Annotated in this window: 14 protein-coding genes; 11 read left to right on the top strand and 3 right to left on the bottom strand. The window is 60.0% G+C overall.

Annotation, left to right across the window (positions count from 1 at the left end):
- Positions 1-51: 51 nt before the first annotated feature.
- From ACZ6WW_RS02395 to ACZ6WW_RS02365, 7 genes are all read left to right on the top strand, one after another.
- Entirely contained in the window at positions 52-6210 is a 6159-nt protein-coding gene (locus ACZ6WW_RS02395; RefSeq protein WP_465272805.1) for an Hpt domain-containing protein, read from the top strand.
- Positions 6203-7930: a chemotaxis protein CheB gene (locus ACZ6WW_RS02390; RefSeq protein ID WP_465272804.1), complete on the top strand. Its 1728-nt coding sequence runs from the start codon at positions 6203-6205 to the stop codon at positions 7928-7930. The genes ACZ6WW_RS02395 and ACZ6WW_RS02390 overlap by 8 nt, the downstream gene beginning before the upstream one ends.
- Before the next feature lie 12 nt (positions 7931-7942).
- On the top strand, positions 7943-8419 hold the full coding sequence (locus ACZ6WW_RS02385; protein ID WP_465272803.1) for a chemotaxis protein CheW: 477 nt from the start codon (positions 7943-7945) through the stop codon (positions 8417-8419).
- A gap of 290 nt (positions 8420-8709) precedes the next feature.
- Positions 8710-8847: a hypothetical protein gene (locus ACZ6WW_RS02380; protein WP_465272802.1), complete on the top strand. Its 138-nt coding sequence runs from the start codon at positions 8710-8712 to the stop codon at positions 8845-8847.
- 336 nt (positions 8848-9183) lie between these two features.
- Complete coding sequence (locus ACZ6WW_RS02375; RefSeq protein ID WP_465272801.1) at positions 9184-13452, top strand: DUF6531 domain-containing protein; 4269 nt, start codon at positions 9184-9186, stop codon at positions 13450-13452.
- 8 nt (positions 13453-13460) lie between these two features.
- Complete coding sequence (locus ACZ6WW_RS02370; protein WP_465272800.1) at positions 13461-13955, top strand: hypothetical protein; 495 nt, start codon at positions 13461-13463, stop codon at positions 13953-13955.
- Positions 13956-14302: 347 nt separating this feature from the next.
- Positions 14303-14692: a hypothetical protein gene (locus ACZ6WW_RS02365; protein ID WP_465272799.1), complete on the top strand. Its 390-nt coding sequence runs from the start codon at positions 14303-14305 to the stop codon at positions 14690-14692.
- A 257-nt stretch (positions 14693-14949) separates the two neighbouring features.
- On the opposite strand, the gene ACZ6WW_RS02360 is transcribed toward ACZ6WW_RS02365, so the two are convergent.
- Positions 14950-17508 (bottom strand): glycosyltransferase family 2 protein, encoded by a 2559-nt coding sequence (locus tag ACZ6WW_RS02360; RefSeq protein WP_465272798.1) that lies wholly within the window; start codon positions 17506-17508, stop codon positions 14950-14952.
- A gap of 222 nt (positions 17509-17730) precedes the next feature.
- Positions 17731-18465, bottom strand: a complete 735-nt coding sequence (locus ACZ6WW_RS02355) for a 16S rRNA (uracil(1498)-N(3))-methyltransferase (RefSeq protein ID WP_465272797.1) — start codon at positions 18463-18465, stop codon at positions 17731-17733.
- Between the two features lie 162 nt (positions 18466-18627).
- On the opposite strand from ACZ6WW_RS02355, the gene ACZ6WW_RS02350 reads away from it, so the two are divergent.
- Positions 18628-18924, top strand: a complete 297-nt coding sequence (locus ACZ6WW_RS02350; protein ID WP_465272796.1) for a hypothetical protein — start codon at positions 18628-18630, stop codon at positions 18922-18924.
- Between the two features lie 89 nt (positions 18925-19013).
- Here the strand turns inward: ACZ6WW_RS02350 and ACZ6WW_RS02345 are convergent, their stop codons facing one another.
- Positions 19014-20375: an adenosylmethionine--8-amino-7-oxononanoate transaminase gene (locus tag ACZ6WW_RS02345; RefSeq protein ID WP_465272795.1), complete on the bottom strand. Its 1362-nt coding sequence runs from the start codon at positions 20373-20375 to the stop codon at positions 19014-19016.
- A gap of 74 nt (positions 20376-20449) precedes the next feature.
- On the opposite strand from ACZ6WW_RS02345, the gene gspN reads away from it, so the two are divergent.
- The 3 genes from gspN to ACZ6WW_RS02330 are packed head-to-tail and all read left to right on the top strand — an operon-like array spanning position 20450 to position 22377.
- Positions 20450-21232, top strand: coding sequence for a type II secretion system protein N (gene gspN / locus ACZ6WW_RS02340; RefSeq protein WP_465272794.1), 783 nt, complete (start codon positions 20450-20452; stop codon positions 21230-21232).
- Positions 21229-22020 carry an inositol monophosphatase family protein gene (locus ACZ6WW_RS02335; protein WP_465272793.1) on the top strand — a complete coding sequence of 264 codons (792 nt, stop codon included), beginning with the start codon at positions 21229-21231 and terminating at the stop codon, positions 22018-22020. The genes gspN and ACZ6WW_RS02335 overlap by 4 nt, the downstream gene beginning before the upstream one ends.
- 3 nt (positions 22021-22023) lie before the next feature.
- Complete coding sequence (locus ACZ6WW_RS02330) at positions 22024-22377, top strand: hypothetical protein (protein WP_281852247.1); 354 nt, start codon at positions 22024-22026, stop codon at positions 22375-22377.
- Positions 22378-22381 lie beyond the last annotated feature (4 nt).

Genomic DNA, 22381 nt, shown 5'->3' with positions numbered 1-22381 from the left:
CAACCTCAACGGTTGCGAGACGCGTTACAGCGCGGCCGCTGAGATGGGCGTATGAGACTTCAAGACCACATCGATTTCACCACGCTGCAGTGGGTCAAGCCCGAGCTTGACGAGACGCTGGCGCTCGCGCGTGAAGCGCTGGAGTCCTACGTCGACAACCCGGGTAACCGCGATGTCATGCGCTCTTGCGCGGACAGCCTGCACCAGGTGCAGGGAACCTTGCGCATGGTCGAGCTCTACGGCGCCGCGATGGTCGCCGAGGAGATGGAAACCCTCGCCATCTCGCTGCTCGAAGACCACGTTGTCCAACGCGAAGACGCCTATGCCGCGCTGATGCGCGGCCTGATGCAGCTGCCCGATTACCTGGAGCGTTTGTCCAGCGGCCACCGTGATGTGCCGGTGGTGTTGCTGCCGTTGCTCAACGACCTGCGTTCGAGCCGTGGCCAGCAGGCGCTGCACGAATCGGCGTTGTTCAGTCCCAATCTCGAAGCCGTGCTGCCGCCGGAAGCGCCGGGCGCGGCCACCAAGGAAATCGCCGACCACAAGCGTGGCGAAATCGCCGAGTTGCGCGTGCGTTTCCAGCAGCAGTTGCTGGCGTGGTTCCGTGGCCAGTCCGAAGGTGGCCTGGCCGGCATGCGCCAGATGCTCGATGCGATCAGTGCGCGTTGCTACAGCATTCCCGGTCGCCGTCTGTGGTGGATCGCCTCGGGCGTGCTCGAAGGTTTGCAGCAGGGCGTGCTCAAGCAGCAGGCGAGCGAAGTACGCCAGTTGATCGGCAAGGTCGATCGCAGCATTCGTCAGTTGATCGAACAGGGCGAAGGCCATATGCGCGGCGGCGACGCCGACGAACTGGCGCGCAAGCTGCTGTACGTGGTGGCGCAGTCCAAGCAGCGCACGCCGCAGATGGCCTTGCTAGCCAAGACCTATGCGCTCGATGCCTTGCTGCCCGACGCCAGCGAGCTGGAACATGCGCGCGGCTCGATGTCCGGGCACAACCGTGCCTTGCTCGACTCGGTCTCGCGTGCACTCAAGGACGATCTGCTGCGCGTCAAGGAAGCGCTGGATCTGTTCCTGCGCCAGGCCAACGCCGACCCGGCCCAACTGTCTGGCCAGATCGATATCCTCGAACGCGTCGGCGACACGCTGGGCATGCTTGCCCTGGGCGTGCCGCGCCGTGTCGTCAACGAACAGCGCCGCGTGCTGGACGAAATTGCCAACCGCATGCGCGCGCCGGACGAAGAGATCCTGCTCGACGTCGCCGGTGCGTTGCTTTACGTCGAAGCGTCTCTGGACGACCACATCGAAAGCCTTGGCGCCGAAGACGAGTCGGCCAGCGATTCGAATACGGCCATGCTGCCGCGTAGCGAAGCGCGCCACATCCTTGCCACCCTGATGCATGAGGCGATCGCCAACACCAGCAAGGTGAAGGAATCGATCGTCGCCTTCGTCGAGTCGGGTTGGCAGCATCAGGAGCTGACCGAAAGCGGCCCGTTGATGGATGAGGTTGCCGGCGCCCTGCGCATGCTTTCCGCGCCGCGGCCGGCCGAACTGGCCGAAGGCATCGGCCGTTTTATCGGCAACGAGTTGCTCAGCGATCGTCGCGTACCCAGCAGCGTGCAGATGGATCATCTGGCCGACGCGTTGGCTGCGCTGGAGTATTACCTCGAAGCTGCGCGCGAACACCGCGGTGGCCTGGAACACATTCTCGACGTAGCCGAGCACAGCCTGAGCAAGCTCGGTTACTGGCCGCCGCCTGCCGCGCGCGCGCCGGTCGAGGAAGCGCCGCTGGATCTGGCCGCCACACCTGCCGCCACCACGCTCGATTTCTCCGGGCAGCCGGACCTGTCCGAAACGGTCAGCCTCGCCGACGGCGCGGATCCGACGCGCCTGTTTATCGGTTCGCAAGAAGCCTTGCCGACCGCGCAGCACGACATCGCCGGCATGCGCCTGGCCGACACCGAACATCTCGGTGGCAGCGCTGCGCCGGTGTCGGACGACGCCGACTGGATGGAAATCGAAGAGGAAATCTTCGAGCAGGTGCCCGTGTCGGGCGCACTGGCGTTCAACGCCGGCTTCCATGCCAGCACCGAAGGCATCGACGACGAGATTCGCGAGATCTTCCTGGAGGAAATGCAGGAAGAAATCGACAACCTCTACACCGCGCAGAAGCAGTGGCTTGCCGATGTCACGCAGCGCGATGCATTGACCTCGATCCGTCGCTCCTTCCATACCCTCAAGGGCTCAGGCCGCCTGGTCGGCGCCAGCCTGCTTGGCGAGTTCGGGTGGAAGGTCGAAAACATGCTCAACCGCGTGCTCGATGCATCGATCGAGCCGCATGAAGGCGTGCAGGAACTGGTGCGCCACGCCATCGATGCCTTGCCGCAATTGCTGCAGGCGCTGAAGGACGACCACCAGCCGACCGCGCCGCTCGCCGCGATCATGGATACTGCCGATCGCCTGGCCGGTGGCCACGAAAACGCGCGGATCAGCGACTTTGTCGTCGGCCCCACCGAAACCGTGCGTCGCGTCGTGCGTCGTCGTGTGCCGCGTCTGGATGCCGCTGCCGATGCTGTACCGGCCGCCGCGCTGGCCGAGGTCGAGCGCACGCCGACCGAGCCGGTGTTCGAGCCTGTTCCCGAAGCTTATGCCGCACCGGTGTTGCCGCCGGTCGATCCGGTCTTGCTGGAAATCCTGCGCAGCGAAGTGGCGCAGTACCTGCAGACCATCCGCAACACGATCAACCGCGTCGACGGTGAAGTAAAGGTCGACGACGGTCTGCTGCGTGCGGTGCATACGCTGCACGGCGCGATCGCGATGGTCGACATCCCGCTGCTGACACAGTTGCTGTCGCCGCTGGAAAGCCTGCTCAAGCGTCTGCGTGCCGCCGGCCAACCGCTGTCGATCGAAGGCGTGAGCCTGCTCGCGCGTAGTGCTGACGCGGTCGACTATGTGATGGGCCAGTTCGACAACGCCAACCCGCAGTTGCCGGATCTGGAGGCGCTGATCGCGCGCATTGTCGACCTGCGCGACAGCCAGCCCGAGCCGCAAGTGGCGCACGTGTTGTTCGAGCCGCAGGAAGACGAGATCGCGCAGGACGAAACGGAAGCACGCGAAGCGGCACCGCCCGCCGAGGCTCCCGCCGCCGCGCCATCGCCAGAAGACGAACATCACAACGCCTACGCTGCCGAGTTGCTGGCCGCGCTCGATGCATTCGAGCTCGATGCCGCCAACGAGGCCGAACTCGATGCGCCCGCGCCGATCGTCAAGACCGGTCATGGCGATGAGGAAGACGACTTTGCGGCACTGTTCGGCGACCTGATCGAAGAGGACGCCAGCGAGCCGTTGGCCGATGCCGCTCCGCACGAGCATGCGCCGACTGAAGTTGAATCGTTTGCCGTGGCGCCGGTCGAGATCGAACCGGTGTTGACCGATATCCCGCTCGAGGCGGAGTCGGCCGACAATGTCACGCATACCTTCGTCCCCGAAGTGATTCAGGACGTTTCCGACCTGCCGTTGATCGAGGAAGAATCGGCACTGACCGATTCCAGCGAACTGGTTTCCCTGCACGAAGCACTGCAACACACGGAAGAAACGCTGCCGGTCGCGCAGCACGACGAGCCGGTCGCCGAAGCCATTCCGGCGATCGACGCCGACGCCGAAGCCCAGCTGCTGCGCGAAATCGAAGCGGCCGAAGCGAACCTCGCCGCTGCCGAAGCGTCGGTGGAACAGCCGGCAGTCGAAGCGTTTGCCGAGCCGGTTGTCGCCGAGCCCGTTGTCGAAGAAGCTCATGCCGTCAAAGCGCCGGTCGAAGAGGCCGTTGAAGAAGCCCCGGCCGCCAACGAAAGCAACGCGGCGATGGTCTACGGTCAGATCGATCCCGATCTGCTCGAAATCTTTATCGAAGAAGGCCGCGAGATCCTCGACCACGCCGACGGCGTGTTGGCGCAGTGGCGCGCCGAGCCGACCGAGCTCGAACACGTTGCCAGCCTGCAGCGCGACCTGCACACCCTCAAGGGCGGTGCACGCATTGCCGGCATGCTGGCGGTGGGCGATCTCACCCACGCGATCGAAACCCTGCTCGAACGGCCGGTGGGTCAGCATACGCTGCAAGCGAGCGAGCTGATCTCCGCGCTGGAAGGCGGCTTCGACCAGTTGCACCTGCTGGTGCAGCGCGTGTCGCAGGGCCGTCCGATCGACTACCCGCAGGCGATGATCGATCGCTTCCTCGAACTGTCGGGCGAGACCAGCGTCGAAGAGGCCGTGCCGCCGCCGGCCATCGCGCCGCTGCGCGTGGACCTGCCGGAGCTGTTGCCCGAAGAGGGGCAAGAGGAAGAAAACCGCGGACCTCAGGAACAGATTCGCGTTCGCGCAGAACTGCTCGACAGCCTCGTCAACCATGCCGGCGAGGTGGCGATCTACCGCTCGCGCCTCGAACAGCAGGTGGCTGGCTACCGCTTCAACCTGGTAGAACTCGACCAGACCGTACAACGTCTGCGCAGCCAGCTGCGCATGCTCGAAATCGAAACCGAAGCGCAGATCATCGCGCGCTTCCAGCGCGAGCATCGCGAGGCCGGCCTGTCCGTCTTCGATCCGCTCGAGCTCGACCGTTACTCGCAGCTGCAGCAGTACTCGCGTGCACTGGCCGAGTCGGTCTCGGACTTGGTCTCGATTCAGAACATGCTCGATGAGTTGACCCGTCAGGCCGAGACGCTGCTGATCCAGCAGTCGCGCGTCAGTTCCGAACTGCAGGACGGCTTGCTGCGCACGCGCATGCTGCCGTTCGACACGATGGTGCCGAACCTGCGCCGCACGCTGCGCCAGGCCGCGCAGGATCAGGGCAAGGGCGCCCAGCTATACGTGGAAGGTGCCCACGGCGAAATGGATCGCAACCTGCTCGACCGTATCAAGGCGCCGTTCGAACACATGCTGCGCAACGCGGTTGCGCACGGTATCGAAACGCCGGCCGAACGTCGCAAGGCGGGCAAGCCGGAAGAGGGTGCGGTACGCATTCGCGTCGCGCGCGAAGCTACCGAGGTGGTGGTGCGCGTGACCGACGACGGTCGCGGTTTGGACCGTGAGGCCATCCGCAAGCGCGGTGTGGAGCGCGGCCTGCTGCGTGCCGAGTCGAACCCGAGCGACGACCAGATCCTGCAGCTCATCACCCAGACCGGCTTCTCTACCGCCAGCGAAGTCACTCAGCTGGCCGGCCGCGGCGTCGGCATGGACGTGGTCGCCAACGAGATCAAGCAGCTCGGTGGTTCGCTCGCGATCGACTCGCAACAGGGCAAGGGCACCACCTTCGTGCTGCGCCTGCCGTTCACGCTCGCGGTGACCCAGGCCATCCTGGTGCGCATCGGCGAGTCGAACTTCGCCATCCCGATGACCTCGGTACAAGGCGTTGCGCGTATCACGCCGGCCGAACTGGCTGTGCGCATGGCCGAGCCGAACCCGACCTTCGAGTACGGCGGCGAGCAGTACGGCATCCACGATCTTTCCGAACTGCTCGGCCTGGTACCGAACCATGCCTTGGACGAAGTCCAGTTGCCGCTGCTGCTCACCCGCGCCGGCGACCTGCGTGCCGCGATCCGCATCGATGCCGTCATCGGCTCGCGCGAAATCGTGGTCAAGTCGGTCGGCCCGCAGGTCAGCTCGGTGCCGGGTATTCTCGGCGCCACCATCATGGGCGACGGCTCGGTGCTGGTCATTCTCGACCTCGCTCCGCTGGTGCGTCACGGCATCGTGCGCCGCGAGCAGCGCCTGAGCGAAGGCCTGAGCGCCATCCAGACGCCGGTAGTCGAGGAGATTCGCACCAAGCCGCTGATCATGGTGGTCGACGATTCGATCACCATGCGCAAGGTCACCGGCCGCGTGCTCGAGCGTCACGAGTACGAAGTCAGCACCGCGAAGGATGGCGTCGACGCCGTCGAGAAACTGCACGACCGCGTGCCCGACCTGATGCTGCTCGACATCGAGATGCCGCGCATGGACGGTTACGAGCTGGCCACCCATATGAAGGCCGATCCGCGCCTGCGCAACGTGCCGATCATCATGATCACCTCGCGTACCGGCGATAAGCATCGCCAGCGCGCCTTCGACATCGGCGTCGATCGCTACCTCGGCAAGCCGTATCAGGAAGCCGAGCTGCTGATGCAGATCAACGAAGTGCTGGAACAGCGTGCGATGGCCGCAGTGGAGTCGATCGATGAGTGAGGCGGCAACAGCGGTCGCACTATTGTTCGACGATGCAGAACTCGGTGGCCACCTGCGCGATGCGCTACGTGAGCGCGGCGCGCAGATCGTGCACGAAGGCACGCTTGCCACACTCAGTCGCGAAGCCTTGCAGGGCTCCGGCGCCGAAGTCGTCGTGGTCAATCTCGACGACCAGGCCGTCGAGGTCATGGATCACCTCTATGACGTGATCGACTCGGATCGCCCGCGCGTCGTGTTCAACGATGCACAGGCCAGTCGCGGGCTGGACGGTTGGGACCGTGCGCGCTGGGCGCGCCATCTCGCCGCCAAGGTCATGTCGCTGGTCGATCTCGACCCGCCGCGTCCCGCCGACGCACCGGCTTTCGTGCCGCCGCCATCGGCAGGCGCGGAGCCCGAAATCGCCGCACCGCCAGCGCCCGTACTGGCGCTGGTGGAAGACGTCGTCGACACGGCGCCCATCGATGCGCCGATCGAAACACCTGCACACGAAGAGTCGGTGGTGGATGTGGCCGACGATCTGCCGCTCATCGACGACGTGCCGCTGGAATTCGCCAGCGACGGTGAAATTCCGGAAGAATCGATCGAAGCCTCGGAAACGCTGGCCGCCGAGCTGGAAGCCTTGCTGGCCGCCGACGAGCAACATGTCGTTGAAGATGAATTCGGCAGCGGCCTGAACTACGACGCAGGTGACGAGCTGGCATTGCACGACGGCGATTTCGCCGCGACGCCGCTCGACGAACCCGAGTTCGAATCGGTAGCGATCGAGCAGCAGCCAACGCAGGCGCCGGAAGCGCCGGCAGTCGCGCGTCCTGCATTTCAGCTCGATCACCTCTCGCTGGCGCCGCTGGACGAGAACTTTGCGCCCGTGCTCGCAAACAAGGTGGCCGCCACGGATGCTCCGGCGTTCGGGCAATCGTCGACCTGGTCGTTGATCGATGAAGACACGCCTGTCGCAGCGGTCGAACATGCCAAGTCGTCGGCAGCCGAATTCGGCATCGAGAAACTCAGTGCCGCCGATTACCTTGCACCCGATGCGGGCGACCACAACGAACACGACCTGCAGCCCGGCCTGAGCTTGGAGCTGGTGTCGATGGAAGCGGCGATCGCCCCGCAACAGCGTGAAGATCACGAAGTGATGCTCGGCGAGCTCGATTCAGCCATCGGTCGCGTGCTGTTGCTCGGCGCTTCCGCCGACAGCACCGATGCCGTCTGCGAATTCCTGCGCGCCCTACCGAAGGGCCTGCGCCTGACCGTGCTGCACACTCAGCATCACGCATTCGATGCCGCCGATGCCTTGGCGCAACGCTTGAAAGATCACACCTCCATGCCCGTACGCGTGGCAGGACGAGACAGCCGCACGCGCGTGGGTGAAATCCTGTTCGTGCCCGCCGGCCAGCAAGTGCGCCTGCTGCGCGACGGCCGTATCGAATCGCACGTCGTCGACGGCGCGGCGCCGCAACAGCCATCCATCGATGCCAGCTTCACCACCGCAGCCGGTGTGTTCGGCCGCGACGCCATCGCCATCGTCTTCGCCGGCAACGCGACCGACGCTGTCGCCGGCGCGCAAGCCGTCTACGACCGCGGCGGCCAGGTATGGGTCGAATCCGCACCGGGCGACCACTACGCCGGCATGGTCCGCGGCATCGAAGCCGAGCGTCTCGTCAGTTTCAGTGGCACGCCGCAAGAACTGGCAGTGCGTCTTACCGAACAATTTGCCTAAGAGAGCCCCACGATGAGCGAACAACCGCTGCCGCGCGAAATCCGCTGCGTCCTGGTCCCCGTAGGTAATCTGCGCCTGCTGCTTCCCAATGCCACCGTTGCGGAAGTCATTACGTTGCCGACGCCTGAGCATGTCGATGATGCGCCTGAATGGGTGCTCGGTCGCATTGCGTGGCGTGGCTGGCGAGTGCCGTTGATTTCGTTTACCAAGCTTGCTGGTGCGCAAGAGGCGGACTCGGAGTTGAGCGTTCGTGTTGCGGTGCTCAAGGCGCTCGGGGGAAATCCCAAGCTGCCGTTCATTGCCGTAGTCACTCAAGGCTTTCCGCGTCTGACCACGCTCAACGCCGAACTCATCATTCCCACCCACGATGGCACGCCGTTGCCGCCTGGTGTTAAAGCCGAAGTGCTGGTGCGCGATGACGTGGCGGTCATTCCGGATTTGGAGGGGATTGAGGCGGAATTGGCTGAGATGTTGGAGTTGGCTGGCTAATTGTAACAATGCTTTTCTAATATCTCAGTTGAAGCTGCCTATTTAGCTGAATCAAAGTCTGCGACGGAATATACGATATTGCCCTGTTGGCCGAATTATCATTCGGGCAGAAAGCGGGGGAATGGAGGCGCCTTAGGGATGCTCAATTCATCGTGGTTGCTGGCCGGAATTTATTGTGTTTTTCCAATGCGCGAATGCGGCAATCCGCTCTGCGTTAGTGGACCAATCGTCCCGAATATGCGCTTGCTAAGCGGCGGCTTAAAGATCAAGCTAATTTGGCGAAGGCTGAAATGGCTATTGAGCAAATAATTGAAGCGCGTCTAGATATCGCTGATACCTTGAAACAACTTGAGGGGCGGGCGGCGCAAATGGGTGCATGCCTTCTTCTAGGTAAAAGTGCTTTGATTTGTGGATTTTGTAGTGAATAAAGTCACTACATCATCGTCTGTAGCAAAAGAGGCGTCGTGATTGGGATGATTATGCGCAGATTGAGTCTTCTTACAACTTGGCGTGTATGGCTACCCGTGCTTAGCCTGATCATGGGGCTGTGTTGGGCGTGGCCGAGCGATGTGCGAGCACAGACGTCAGTATCGTCACCTTATTGGTGCGTTGGCGGATTGTGTGTGGGGATGGAAGTAAATGATACTTGGCTCCACGCCCCATGCCCTAATGGCAGTGTGTCTTCCTTTAAGGAGTGCTCCGAGGCTTCCTATAATTCCTATTTACTCGGGTGGTGGGGAAATTTAACTTATTTAGGCATGACAATGGGTGAGAAAGGCATATACCCACCCGAGGCTATTATTCTTAATTGGCAATCCCAGCGCAACGGAAATTATCAGTCGATTTTGTACCCGGTCTCCGAGCAAGACAATCCAGGGGTAAACAAAAATCTCGGCGCCCAAGGTCCATCTAACTGTGGTGGCACCTTGGTTGGAAATCCTATTGATATTTCTAATGGAAATAAATTTCAAGATGAGACAGATTATAGATGTGAGGGGGTTTTTCCGTTAAGGTTTCATCGTTATTACAATAGCCTCAGTTCAGGGGATGGAACGATAGGCGTGCGTTGGTCGCATACCTATAGCCGCAGATTGGGATTCTCGAACGGTTTACAAGTTCAACTTTTTCGGGACGATGGAAAGGTCGTTTACTTCTCGCAGTGTGGGACGCAATGGTGTGCTACGGCAGATCACGCGGGAACTCTGACACAGATTCTTGATAGCAGTGGCCGGTACACAACGGCTTGGCAGTATGTGGATGAGAACCTAACAACGGAAAATTATGATTCGACCGGACGATTTCTGTCCGAAACGAATCGCTTCGGAGCAACGCATAACCTGACGTTTGACAGTAACGGTAACTTATTTCAGATATCTGATTCATCGGGCCGACAAATTACTCTGTCGTATGACGTCTCCAGTCGTGTCCAAAACGTGGATCTGCCAAACGGTACATCTATTGCCTATAGCTATGACCCCTCGGGAAACTTAAGCACGGTAACCTATCCGGACGGAGGCGTTCGGACTTACCTCTACAACGAGTCAGGCTTGGTTGCTGGGGGGGCTTCAGCCAACCTTCTGACCGGCATTCAGGATGAGGATGGCAACCGTTATGCCACCTATACTTATGACAATCAGTCCAGAGCGGTGAGCAGTGGCCATGCGAATGGTGCCGGACTTGTTAGTCTGACCTATCAAGCTAACGGTGGCGTTCTTTTGACGGATGCTCTTCAGGCGAGCCGTACCTACACCTTTTCCACAACATCGGATATTAATCACATCGCCGCTATTGCGGGAAGCAATTGTGCTGGCTGTGATCTATTTGCCGTCTATAACTACAACTCTGCGAGCGACCTGTCAGGCACGGTTGATTTCAACGGGAACGTGGCTACTTATCTAGTAGATGCCTCGCACCTGGAAGAACAACGAGTCGATAGTGCAGGATCACCGCAGCAGCGCACCACCAATTTTATTTGGAATATTGCACTTCGTGTACCATTGAGTCGCACAGTTCTTGACAACAACGGTAATGCTGTTAGATCCACTTCATGGGCCTATAACACTTTTGGCCAGGTGACATACCGCTGTGAGATTGACCCCTCTATTTCTGGCGCTATTAGTTATAGTTGTGGTAGCGCACCGAACGCTCCTGCTGGCGTACGTCAATCGAGTTATACGTACTGCGTTGTCATCGATAGCACCCAGTGCCCCCTAACTGGCCTGCTGATTGCTGCCGATGGCCCACGCATCGATGTATCCGACATTGGCCACTACAGTTATTACCTTACTACGGACGAATCCGGTTGCAGCACGGTTGGCGGGGCCTGTCATCGCTTAGGTGATCTCTATCAGGTCACCGATGCTCTAGGTCATATCACCACGATGGTGGCTTACGACAAGAACGGTCGCTTAGTCCGCTCGCAGGACAGTAACAACGTCATCACCGATCTAACCTATACGCCACGCGGCTGGCTCAAGACTCGCACGGTCGGTAGCGCAACCACTACCATCGACTACGATGCTGTCGGCAACGTCATCAAAATCATCGATGCTGATGGGGTATTTGTCGGCTATACCTACGATACCGCCCACCGCCTGACCGACATCACCGATGCAGTTGGCAACCATATCCACTACACGCTGGATGCGGCGGGCAACAAGACCAAGGAAGACACCTACGACAGCGGCAACACGTTGCGCCGCACGCTGTCGCGCAGCTACAACACGCTCGGCCAACTGACCGGTGTCATCGATGGCCTCAACCACGCCATCTTCAACGCCAGTTACGCCGACAGCTACGATGCCAACGGTAACCTGGTGCATACGGCCGATGGCTTGGGCATTCAGCGCAAGCAGGGCTATGACGCCCTCAATCGTCTGGTCAGCACGCTGGACAATTACAACGGCACCGACACGGCGACTCAGAACACTCAGGCCACCTTCGCATACGACGCCCTCGACAATCTCGAAGGCGTCACTGATCCCGATGGGCTGAGCACTACGTACGACTACGACGGCCTCAGTAACCCAAAGGCATTGCATAGTCCCGATACAGGCACCTCTAGCTTCCAGGTCGATGCCGCAGGTAACCGCATCCAGCAGACAGATGCCAAGGGCGTCGTTCGCACGACCACTTACGATGCGATCAACCGCCCTGTCACGGTTAGCTACCCCGACAGCTCCCAGAACATTTCCTATCACTATGACGAGGCCGACAGCGTTACCAGCTGCAGTGGTTCGTTCCCGATGGGTCGATTGACCCGGATCGTTGAAACGGCGGTGACCACAACTTATTGCTACGACAATCACGGTAACGTCATCAAGAAGACCCAGGCGCAGGGAACTCAGGTCGACACCACCAGCTACAGCTACACTGCTGCTGACCGGCTGAGCAGCATCACCACGCCCAGCCAGACGACCACTCAGTACAGTCGCGATGGTGCTGGGCGCATCAGTGGTGTCACGGTGACCCCCAACGGAGGCGCGGGCCAAACGGTGGTCAGTGCGATCAGCTATCTGCCGTTCGGTCCAATCGGTAGTTACACATTAGGTAACGGCCAGACTATTACCCGCAGCTACGATGCCAACTATCAGTTGACGGATCTGACCAGCCCGGCGCTGAACCTTCATTTCGCGCATGACGTGATGGGCAACATCACCGCGCTGGGTACTAGCCCGGGCGCCAGTCCTGCAATTGAAACCTATGGATACGACCCGCTACACCGCTTGGCGGGAGTCAATGATGCGAGCGGCAATGCTATCGAGGCTTATACCTACAGCAAGGCCGGTGACCGCTTAAGCAAGATCAAGGCAGGTGGCTTGGCGACGGGAACGTATGGTTACCAGAACGGTACACATTGGTTGACTAGCATCGGCAGTGCAGCTCGCACGTACGATATCAATGGCAACACGATTGGTAGCGCCAATGCCGGCGAGACGCTGGGGTACGGGTACAACGATCGGAATCGCTTGACGCTCGTGCAGCGTGATCAGAAGACGGTGGCGACCTACGCTTATAACGCCTTGGGCGAGCGGATAGCGAAAGCGGTGACTTTGCCTCAGGTGGTCAATGAGCGCTTCGCCTATGACGAAGGGAGCCAATTGGTTGGTGAGTACGGCACGACCAATCGCGATTACATCTGGCTGGAAGATTTGCCGATCGCAGTGGTGGATAACGCAGCAACGGTTGCTATCAGCTATGTGCACGCGGATGGGCTGGGTACGGCTAGAGCGATCAGCGACTCAGCAGGGAACATGATCTGGCAGTGGGCATATCAGAGCAATCCATTTGGAGAACAGCAGCCGACGGGAAACTATGTCTACAATTCGCGCTTCCTAGGGCAGTATTTTGATGCGGAGAGCGGGCTGTACTACAACGTCAATCGTGATTACGAAGCCTCAACCGGTAGGTATGTGCAGAGTGATCCATACGGTGTTGAATCGGGAATAAATACATATCGGTATGTAGACAGTAGGCCCCTTGGCCTCACAGATCCGTATGGTCTATATGCAACATCAGTAGACGCGACTTGTGCTCAGAACTTCCAGTTCTGCACTGAAATACTTGGTTACGCCTCCCGTGCACAGGGGCGGATACAGGAGAAGCTTGGCGATAGCTGCGCCCAGGAGCGTGCGAATGCCGCTGCAGACCTGCTCGATTCGCTTGGTGAGGTAGTTACTGCAGCGCAAGTTCTTCTTCCAATATCGATTAATGCCGCTAGTAACGCGGCCAATTGGAAGAGCGTGAAGCAATTTGGGCACGCGTTCAGTGAGCACGGCGCTGGCACAAAAAACACGAAGCGACTCATCGATAGAGCTGCTGGAACTGGAAACCCTCAGGGGCAATGGCTCGACAATGAGGCGGCTGCAAGATACTTGAACGAAGTAAAAGTAGACGGCCCCACGACTATCCCGATTCCTGAAGGTTTGGGGCAGGTTATCAACGCTGACGGATCGGTTGTATCTTCAGGCTGGGCTGTTGTGGTTCCGAGTGCGAGCGGATTTCGTTCTGCCTATCCTGTCGTTGGACCTTGAGAAGCTATATGAACATTGATCTAAGAGCATTCGCGATCGAGCAGATGGTCAGCGAAAATCTTAACTATAACGAAGAGGAAGATGACGTTCGTTCTATCTTAATGGACGTCTGCAAGCTGCTCGCCAGCAAGCTGAGCTTCTCTGTATCTGGCTTTGGACAAGCTGTTTGGCCGGTGGATGCTTCTACGGATTTGCCGATCTTTATGGAGCAGCTTCCGTCTGCTCTGAATGCTTTGATTGACAGAAGTTCAGGGCAAATAGATTTCTACGAGCAGGGCTTGGAGAGATCCTTGGTATTTTCTATTGAAGGGGATGCGTGCCGCGTGACTTGTCAAAGCTGGTCATCATGGCAGCCGAACCCTGTTGAGGAATTTCTAGAGCTGAGAAAGTTGCAAGAGATGCTCGCTGACGTCAAGGCTGCGTTCCTAGGGGCGATGGCGGCGGCATTCCCTGCTCTACGGGATCACCCCTGGGTTTTGATATGGGAGAGAGGTGAGGGATAGACCTGGGCGAGTTCTTGGATTGTTAAGCGAGCTAAATATTGCGGGAGGCAGCGTGAAGAAGCCCAGAGTGGATGCCGCGCCTCTGCAAGGTCATCGCGGCGCGGTCGGCAAGAACGTGATAATGCGGGACAAGTCGAAAGGTATCTTGGACCCCGATGCTGCCAATTGCGTCTACTGTCGACTGGCCCTTGGTGAAGGCGAGGCGGACGCTGAATCGCGAGAAGCTTCATTCGATGACTTATGTGCGTGGCATAAAGCGCGCGTACTCTCCGGTTCCTGAGGATCCAGCATGAGGACCTTCCTCGCTGCGTGCATCGCCCCTGCTCACCGCCATATACGCTTGGATCGTGTTGCATGTAGGTGCTCAGAGCGATGAGCTTGCCCGATGGGTTCGATTTGACGATCTGTGGCCGCTATTTCTGGGCGAGTTCGTTCTCGTGCTCGTTATTACCTGGTGCGCTGGTTATCCCATTTTTGCAATGGCTCGGTCCAGGAATGCAGTGTCGGCGTTGGGGCTATGCATTGCTGGCACTGTAACGGGTGCAACGATCTTTTTTCTGGTCGCGTTGATCGCCTCCCTGGCTTCGACGCTTTCTTGGGCTGTTCTGTTTGCCGCCGCAATTGGCGGCATCAAGGGCGCGGCTGTCGCGGTAACGTTCTCCTGGCTCGCTGCCATCCCATGCGTCGCATCTCATTCGATGCTGCTGCAGCGCGATGTTGTGAAATCGGACACATAGGCGCTGCTAGTTCTACGTCAAAGGCGAGCCAGCTCATGCGCAATGGGCTCCTGCTCGTTTATCGTTCTTGAAGGCTTTTTAGTTATCGCAAGTCTGGGCTGCTTCCCCAATACCTGGCGCTTTTCTGGATTCTGTAGGGGCAGTTTCAGCTGCGTCCGACGGTTAGGTCGCGACTGAAGTCGCTCCTACAAACATTGTGTGTTGATTGATTCGCTGGGAGGCAAATGGTTTTCTCGATGTTCCCTGTAGATGCTTAGCTACGCATCGCTGCGCTGCTGTTCCATATCGGGTGCAACAGCCATCGCGGGCTTTGGCTGGGCGGAAAGTACAGCCATGAGCAGCGATGCCTGATACGGTACGGATTGTGCCAATAGCATGACTATCCAGCAGGCGTTGTCCAACGTGCCGACGCCATGGGTGACGCCGATGGCGATCGCGCCGCTCCATAGCAGTAACATGACGATGAGCTCTTCACGCGCTTCGGCGAGGGCCTTCCAAAGGCTGGGGCGTTCGATATTTTTCGGGGTGCGGCTGAAAGGGATGTGCCGGGTGACGAGACCGAAGAACACCGCCTTGGCGATGGTGTGGTAGACCGCACTTCCCGCGGTAACGGATCGGATGGCGTCCTTGAAATTGCCTTCCGACAGGCGACGTCTCAGATGCGCCATCTTGCTGGTCCGGCTGAGCAAGACCAGGATGGGCGTCAGCGTGAATATCCATGGCAATGCAGCAACTTGTGGAACAGCCAGCATGGCCAGCGACCAGAGCAGCGTGAAGCCGGTCCAAAACAGGTTCAGGCTTTCGAACATCCAGGGGAGCCAGCCGACTATGAAGTGGTAGCGCTGGCGAACGTTGAGTTTTGTATCGCGTCCTAATAGCAGGCTGCGTGCATGTCGCTTGATGATCTGCATGGCGCCATATGCCCAGCGGAAGCGCTGCTTCTTGAAGGCCGCGAAGGAATCGGGGATCAGGCCCTTGCCGTAGCTGCGATTGATGTAGGCGGTGGCATGGCCTTGCTCCAGCACGCGCAAGCCAAATTCGGCATCCTCGCAGATGCAGCTTTCATCCCAGCGAAGTTGCGCCAGAATATCGCGGCGAATCATGGTCATGGTGCCATGCTGGATGATGGCGTTGTGGTCGTTGCGCACGACCATGCCTATGTTGAAGAAGCCGCGGTATTCGGAAAAGCAAAAGCCTTTGAATGTGCTGTCCTGTCGGTCGCGATAATCCTGGGGTGCTTGAATAACTGCGATGGTTGGGTCGATGAAGTGCGGAACCAGATGCCTGAGCCAAAGGCGATCCACGATGTAATCGGAATCGATAATAGCCACGACATGCACGTCGGTCCCGGTGCGTTCCAGAAGATAATTCAACGCGCCGCTCTTGTAGCCTTCCAAGGGTGCGACGTGAAAGAACCGAAAGCGTGGCCCCAACGTCTCTACGTGGGCCTGAATAGGCTGCCAGATAGCCGGATCGAGGGTGTTGTTGTCGATCACCATCACTTCGTAATCGACGTAATCCAGATGGGCAAGCGCGTTGAGCGTATTCTTGACCATTTCCGGTGGTTCGTTGTGGCAGGGCAGATGGATGCATACCTTGGGGAAATGACCGATGGCCGCACGCCACGGTAGAAACATGCGGCGGTGCTCCGGTGTCCAGGCGTTCTCGGCCAACTCGTGCATCTCGGTGACCAGGCCGAGAAACAGCTGCAATACCCATACGATACTTAGGGCGATTCCGAACACGCTGGCGTATTGGCGGGTGTGCGCATAGGCAAACGCCATCAATATGCAGGCCGCGAGCGCGGTCATGCCGCAGAGGACAGACCATCCGGTGCTCGATAGGCGCGAGCCATCGATGAGTCGGAAGAACAGGGCGCGCCATTGCAGCTTGATAATGATCGGACCGGTAAAAGCGAATTTCGGTTGGCGTTTCGCGTCGAAGACACCCCAATACGGGCCGACCTCTCCCTCGTCGAGTTTCCAGCGCTGGTCGAACGCTTCCATGACGAAATAACTGCGCCCGATGCGGTTGAGCCGATCGACCAGTGTGCGGATATGTACAGCCTGATGACCGGGTGCCGTGATGGTGCCGTTGCCGGGATGGCGGCCTTGGCTGGGCCAACCTACTTCGCTGAGCATGACCGGCTTGCCCTGATAAAACTGTTCGAGCTTCTCGATGCGGTCGAGGACGACCTGAGGGCTTTCGTTGTACGAGGCGGATTCCCAGTACGGCAGTATATGGGCCGAGATCATGTCGACATACTCGACCAGCGTCGGGTGTTCTTCCCAGATATGCCACTGCTCGGATGCGGAAACGGGCACGTCGACGGCGGCGCGGATTCGAGTGATATAGGCAATGAGCTGCTCTTCGGTAACGTCGTGCCGGAATAGCGCTTCATTGCCCACTAGAACGGCTTTAACATTCGATGCTCCGCGAATGACCTCGATCGCACGTTCTATTTCACGCTCGTTGAGCGTCAGGTCCGTACCGATCCATATACCGAGAATGACTTCCATGCCGAACTCGGCGGCGAGCATCGGGATATCCGCCTGGCTGCCGTCGACTGAATAAGTGCGAATGCGGTTGCTTAATCCGCTGATAATGGCCAGGTCTTCGCGTATTTCCTGATGCGAGGGGTAACGCTTTTCTGGTGCTTGCCCGGGGCGAAAGGGCGTATACGCGAAGCCATGAATTTTGTCAGGTGCTCGTAGTTCCGGCGGGAGATGCCGTGTGTGGCGGTAACGAATATAGGCAAGGGCGGCGGAGACGGCTAGAACAGCGACCAACGTAAAAACGAGGCCATGCGATAGCATATCCGTGGCTCCGTGGCGTCGGGACAGTGAGGTTACGAATAGGTTGTCTCCCGATCTTGCAATTTAAAACATTAAATCGCGGTGATTTTTCGGGGCTCCCATTAGCGCCTAGGTAATGGGTGGGTCGGTCAATGGTGATAATCCCTAGCCGGCGCGGCGCCTGGGCAATGGGCGATTATGTCCGGTGCGGGTGACGGTCCGTTATGCGCTTGGCGTACTGGATTAAAGGTCGCCGTATAACGCCTGCAGCGCGGCGAGCGCGGCAAGTCCGGCGGTTTCGGTGCGCAGGATGCGCGGCCCCAGCACCAGACCACGGAAGCCGGCCTCATCCAGCACGGCGACATCGCGGTCGCCCAGCCCGCCCTCTGGGCCGACGACAAGTACGCCGCCAGTCGACGAAAAGCCGAGCTCGCTTGTTTTGACGCTGCCGTTAGGCAGCAGGGCCAGCCGCGTCATGCCATCGTCGGTGAGTCCCCGTGCCCAGGCATCCAAGGTCTGTGGTGCGGTGATATCCGGTAAACGTGCACGGCCGCTTTGTTCGCAAGCGCTCGCGGCAACCGCTTGCCAATGAGCCACACGCTTTTCCGTACGCGACGCGTCCAGTTTCACTTCCGAGCGCTCGGTGAGGAGTGGAACAATCCGTGCAACGCCGAGCTCGGTGGCCTTTTGCACGATCAGGTCCATCTTTTCGCCGCGCGCTACGCCCTGGGCCAGGGTGAGTCGCAGGGGCGACTCGTTTTGCAGCGGCTGCTGCGCTTGTACGTGGACGACAACTTCGCGCTTGCCGACGCTGGCGATCAGCGAGGGGTAGTCGCAGCCGTCACCGTTGAACAGGGTGATCGCGTCACCGGCGGTCAGACGGAGTACGCGGGCGACGTGTTCGCTGGCCTGACTGGGCAGCGCCAGTTCGGTACCGCTGTTCAGGGGCTGGTCGACATGAATGCGGATGGTGCGCATGGAGCGAAATCGTGTGGAAAAACGCAAGGATAGCGGATGGCGTGCGACAGCGAACCTGAAGCGCCGGCAGCGCCTGGTGAACCGAAACCTTGCCCCCACGTTATACACAGAGGAGCATCCACTCGTCCCCACGTTTCAGGTGCGCCCAGGAGGTGCATTGTCATGTCCAAGCTTTCCCTTGTTTCCTTCGCGCTGGCCGCTGTGCTGAGCGCGGGCGCGGCATACGCCCAGGCCGCCGATCCTGCTGCGCAGGCTCCTTCAACGGATAAACAGGTCATCAAGCCGGGGGACCGCAATTGCATTCGCGACACCGGTAGTTTGATCAAGGCCAAGCAGGGCAAGTGTTTGCCGGTGGCTGGCCGTAGTTATGGCCAGGAGGATATTCGCCAGACCGGCGAGACGCAGCTTGGGCCGGCGCTGCAGAAGCTGGATCCGAGTATTTCGGTGCGTGGGCGGTAGGTCAGGGCTCGGCGAGCACCCGGTGCCCCCTCACCCCAGCCCTCTCCCCGGCAGAGCCAGGGGAGAGGGAGCGAGGTTTTTGAAGCGCTCTAGCGCACCGCTTTTTCAATGCCCGCCATGGCAACGTCAACAAGAAAATCAATCTCGCTCTCCGTCACGACATACGGCGGCATGAAATAAACAACGTTGCCCAATGGGCGCAACAACGCGCCATGTTCCAATCCATGCAAGTACACGCGCAGCCCACGGCGTTCGTCTGCAGGGAAGGGCGCGCGCGTGAGTTTGTCTCGCACCAGTTCCACCGCGGCAATCATGCCGGTCTGCCGCACATCGGCGACATGCGGATGATCGCGCAACGGTGCCAGACGTTTGGCCAAATGTGCGGCCAAATCGCGGTTGCGCGCCAGTACCGGCTCGTCACGGAAGATCTGCAGCGTAGCCAGTGCGGCACGGCAGGCAAGCGGATTACCGGTATAGCTGTGCGAATGCAAAAACGCCTTGCCCGCGCTGTACTCGGCATAGAACGCTTCGTAGACAGCGTTATGGGTGAGTACGGCCGAAAGCGGTAGGAAGCCGCCCGTCAACCCTTTGGACAGGCACATGAAGTCGGGCGTGACACTCGCCTGCTCGCAAGCAAACAACGTCCCCGTGCGACCAAAGCCAACAGCAATCTCGTCAGCAATGAAATGCACATCGAACTCATCGCACAACGCACGAAGACCAGCCAGATAGCGCGGGTGATACATCCGCATGCCGCCGGCACATTGCACCAGCGGCTCAACGATGACCGCACAGGTTTCATGTGCATGCTGCTCAAGCAAGCTACGCAATTCACCTAGGCGACGTTCCGCAGTCTGTTCGGCGCTTTCACCCGGCTCGCCTTCGTAGGCATCGGGCGAGGGCGCAAGAAACGGGGTGAGCAACAACGGGGCGTATGTCTTGCGATAAAGCGCCACATCGCTGACCGAGAGCGCTCCCAATGTCTCGCCGTGATAGCTGCCGCTCAGCGCGATAAAGCGCGTCTTCTCACCGTGGCCCAGATTGAGCCAATAGTGAAAACTCATCTTCAGGGCGACTTCGATCGCGGCCGAGCCATTGTCGGCCAGGAATACCTTGTCCAGCCCGGGCGGCGTGATACGTACCAGTTCCTCGGCCAGTTCGATCGCCGGCTCATGGGTGAAGCCGGCAAAGATCACGTGTTCCAGCGTATCGAGCTGGGTTTTCAGGGCGGCGGCGATGCGTGGGTTGGCGTGGCCGAAGATATTGGTCCACCAGGAACTGATGCCATCCAGGTAGCGGCGGCCGTCGGCATCGATCAGCCAAGCGCCTTCGCCGCGCACGATGGGTAGCATCGGCACGGTCTGGTGGTCGTGCATTTGGGTGCAAGGGTGCCAAAGGTGACGAAGATCGCGCTCGGCGAGCGCGGCATTGCTGAGGAGAGGACTGGTCATCCGGTTATGATCGGGGGTAGCCGTGCGGCGGCTCAAGTCCTGCCGCAGTTGTCATTTTCAAGGAGCTCCCTGGTTTGAAGCCGTTGCGTGCGTTGCTGGTCGTCCTGGTGCTGGTAGTACTGGTCGTCGTAGGTCTGGGCTGGTTTCTGCCTGCCCGCTGGGTGCAGCCGCAGATCGAGGCGCGCCTGCACGGGCTGCGCCTGGACGGGGTATCTGGTTCGATCTGGGATGGGCATGCCGACCAGGTGCTGGCTGCCGATGGGCATAGCATCGGTAGCCTGAATTGGCAGCTGTCGCGTCTGACTGTGTTCGGCCACACCGCCGCAACGGTCGATCTCAACGGCAAGGTCTGGGCGTTTCGCGGCCATATGGAGCGCCTGAGCGAGACCACCACGCATTGGGAAGACGTGCATGCGCGCTTCGACCTGGCCGCGCTCGGCCTGCATGCCGCCGCATGGGGGCAGCCGCAGGGCGTGCTGGAGGTCGATATCACCAGTGCGCTGATCCAGGCGCAATGGCCGATCAGCCTGAGCGGCACCGGGCAGTGGGAAAACGCCGCCATGGCCACGTCGCAAGGCACATTGCCACTGGGTACCCTGCACTGGGAAGCGCAGGTCAATAACGCGGTGTTGAAAGGATCGTTTGGCGATGTACGAGACCCGGAGGGTCCGCTGCAGCTGTCGGGCAGTTTCGGCGTCAGCGCGCTGGGTTGGCGTTACGGCCTGGAGGCGCAGCCGCGCGGGCATCAGCCGGCCCTGCAGCGCTGGCTGGCCTCGTTGGGGCCGGTGGGGTCCGATGGCACGTTGCATCTGGAACAAAGTGGCGGGTTCGCCAAGTGGGCAAAGGGAAAATCATGAGCACGACGGATTACTCGACCGCCCTCGACGCGGCACGTCAAGCCGCTGCCGCTGCTGCGGATATCCTGCTGCATTACTGGCGCAAAGGCGTGTCGGTGGAATGGAAAAGCGACGCCACGCCCGTCACGGTAGCCGACCGCGAAGCGGAGCTGGCGATTCGTGACATCTTGCGCACCGCCTTGCCCCAGGCCGATATCTACGGTGAAGAGTTCGGCCGTGAAGGCGACACGCAGGAATGGCTCTGGCTGGTCGATCCGCTCGACGGCACCAAGAGTTTCGTGCGGCGTACGCCGTTTTTCTCCACCCAGATCGCGCTGATGCACAAGGGCGAGCTGGTGCTGGGCGTGTCCAGCGCGCCGGTATATGGCGAGACGATGTGGGCCAGCACCGGTGGCGGGAGCTGGTTCGAGGGCGAGCGCGTCCAGGTCGCCGAGACGGCCGAGCTGGCCAAGGCCTCGATTTCCTTCGGCAACATCAAGTCGTTGACGGCGGATGGGCGCTGGAACGTACTGGGTGGTCTGGTGGCCGAGGCCAACCGCATTCGCGGCTATGGCGATTTCTGCCACTACCATCTGCTCGCCCGCGGCGGACTGGATCTGGTGATCGAGTCGGATGTGAATATTCTCGACGTCGCGGCGCTGGCGGTGATCGTGCGCGAAGCCGGCGGCGTGTTTACCGATCTGGAAGGGCAGGCGCTGAATCTGGATACGCGCAGTGTCCTGGCCGGCACGGCCGCGATGCATGCTCTTTCGTTGCAACGATTACGTCATGTCACTCAGGGAGTTTGAATAATGGGAAGTATGGGGAGTTTTCCGGCCTTTGCCGGGTTGCTGCTGGGCAATAGCCCGGCGATTGCCGCGTCCTTTGCCGGCATTATCGTCGCGGCCATCGGCTGGCAACGGGCACCTCGTGCCGCGATGTTGCTGATGATTGCCAGCGTGGTGAATCTGCTGCTGGCCTTCGTCAACGTATGGCTTTACGGCGTCTATGTGCCGCAGCTGCCCTCCGAGACGCGCTACGCCTCCCTGCAGATGATCGGCGTGTGGAGCGCGGTGGCCGGCGTGCTGCACGCCGTGGCTTATGCCCTGCTGATCTGGGCCGTCTTTGCCGGGCGCCCGCCGGTGATGCCGCGAGCCCGGGCCTGAGGCG

This window comes from Dyella sp. NPDC103356, from assembly GCF_055584465.1.
The sequence above is the reverse complement of the archived record's forward strand: the minus strand, read 5'-3'. Positions and strand labels throughout refer to the sequence as shown.

What these genes read in the sequence shown, in the direction of transcription:
- ACZ6WW_RS02395 (WP_465272805.1), top strand. Translation starts at nt 52, where the DNA reads ATGAGACTTCAAGACCACATCGATTTCACCACGCTGCAGTGGGTCAAG.
- ACZ6WW_RS02390 (WP_465272804.1), top strand. Translation starts at nt 6,203, where the DNA reads ATGAGTGAGGCGGCAACAGCGGTCGCACTATTGTTCGACGATGCAGAA.
- ACZ6WW_RS02385 (WP_465272803.1), top strand. Translation starts at nt 7,943, where the DNA reads ATGAGCGAACAACCGCTGCCGCGCGAAATCCGCTGCGTCCTGGTCCCC.
- ACZ6WW_RS02380 (WP_465272802.1), top strand. Translation starts at nt 8,710, where the DNA reads ATGGCTATTGAGCAAATAATTGAAGCGCGTCTAGATATCGCTGATACC.
- ACZ6WW_RS02375 (WP_465272801.1), top strand. Translation starts at nt 9,184, where the DNA reads ATGGGTGAGAAAGGCATATACCCACCCGAGGCTATTATTCTTAATTGG.
- ACZ6WW_RS02370 (WP_465272800.1), top strand. Translation starts at nt 13,461, where the DNA reads ATGAACATTGATCTAAGAGCATTCGCGATCGAGCAGATGGTCAGCGAA.
- ACZ6WW_RS02360 (WP_465272798.1), bottom strand. Translation starts at nt 17,508, where the DNA reads ATGCTATCGCATGGCCTCGTTTTTACGTTGGTCGCTGTTCTAGCCGTC.
- ACZ6WW_RS02355 (WP_465272797.1), bottom strand. Translation starts at nt 18,465, where the DNA reads ATGCGCACCATCCGCATTCATGTCGACCAGCCCCTGAACAGCGGTACC.
- ACZ6WW_RS02350 (WP_465272796.1), top strand. Translation starts at nt 18,628, where the DNA reads ATGTCCAAGCTTTCCCTTGTTTCCTTCGCGCTGGCCGCTGTGCTGAGC.
- ACZ6WW_RS02345 (WP_465272795.1), bottom strand. Translation starts at nt 20,375, where the DNA reads ATGACCAGTCCTCTCCTCAGCAATGCCGCGCTCGCCGAGCGCGATCTT.
- ACZ6WW_RS02335 (WP_465272793.1), top strand. Translation starts at nt 21,229, where the DNA reads ATGAGCACGACGGATTACTCGACCGCCCTCGACGCGGCACGTCAAGCC.
- ACZ6WW_RS02330 (WP_281852247.1), top strand. Translation starts at nt 22,024, where the DNA reads ATGGGAAGTATGGGGAGTTTTCCGGCCTTTGCCGGGTTGCTGCTGGGC.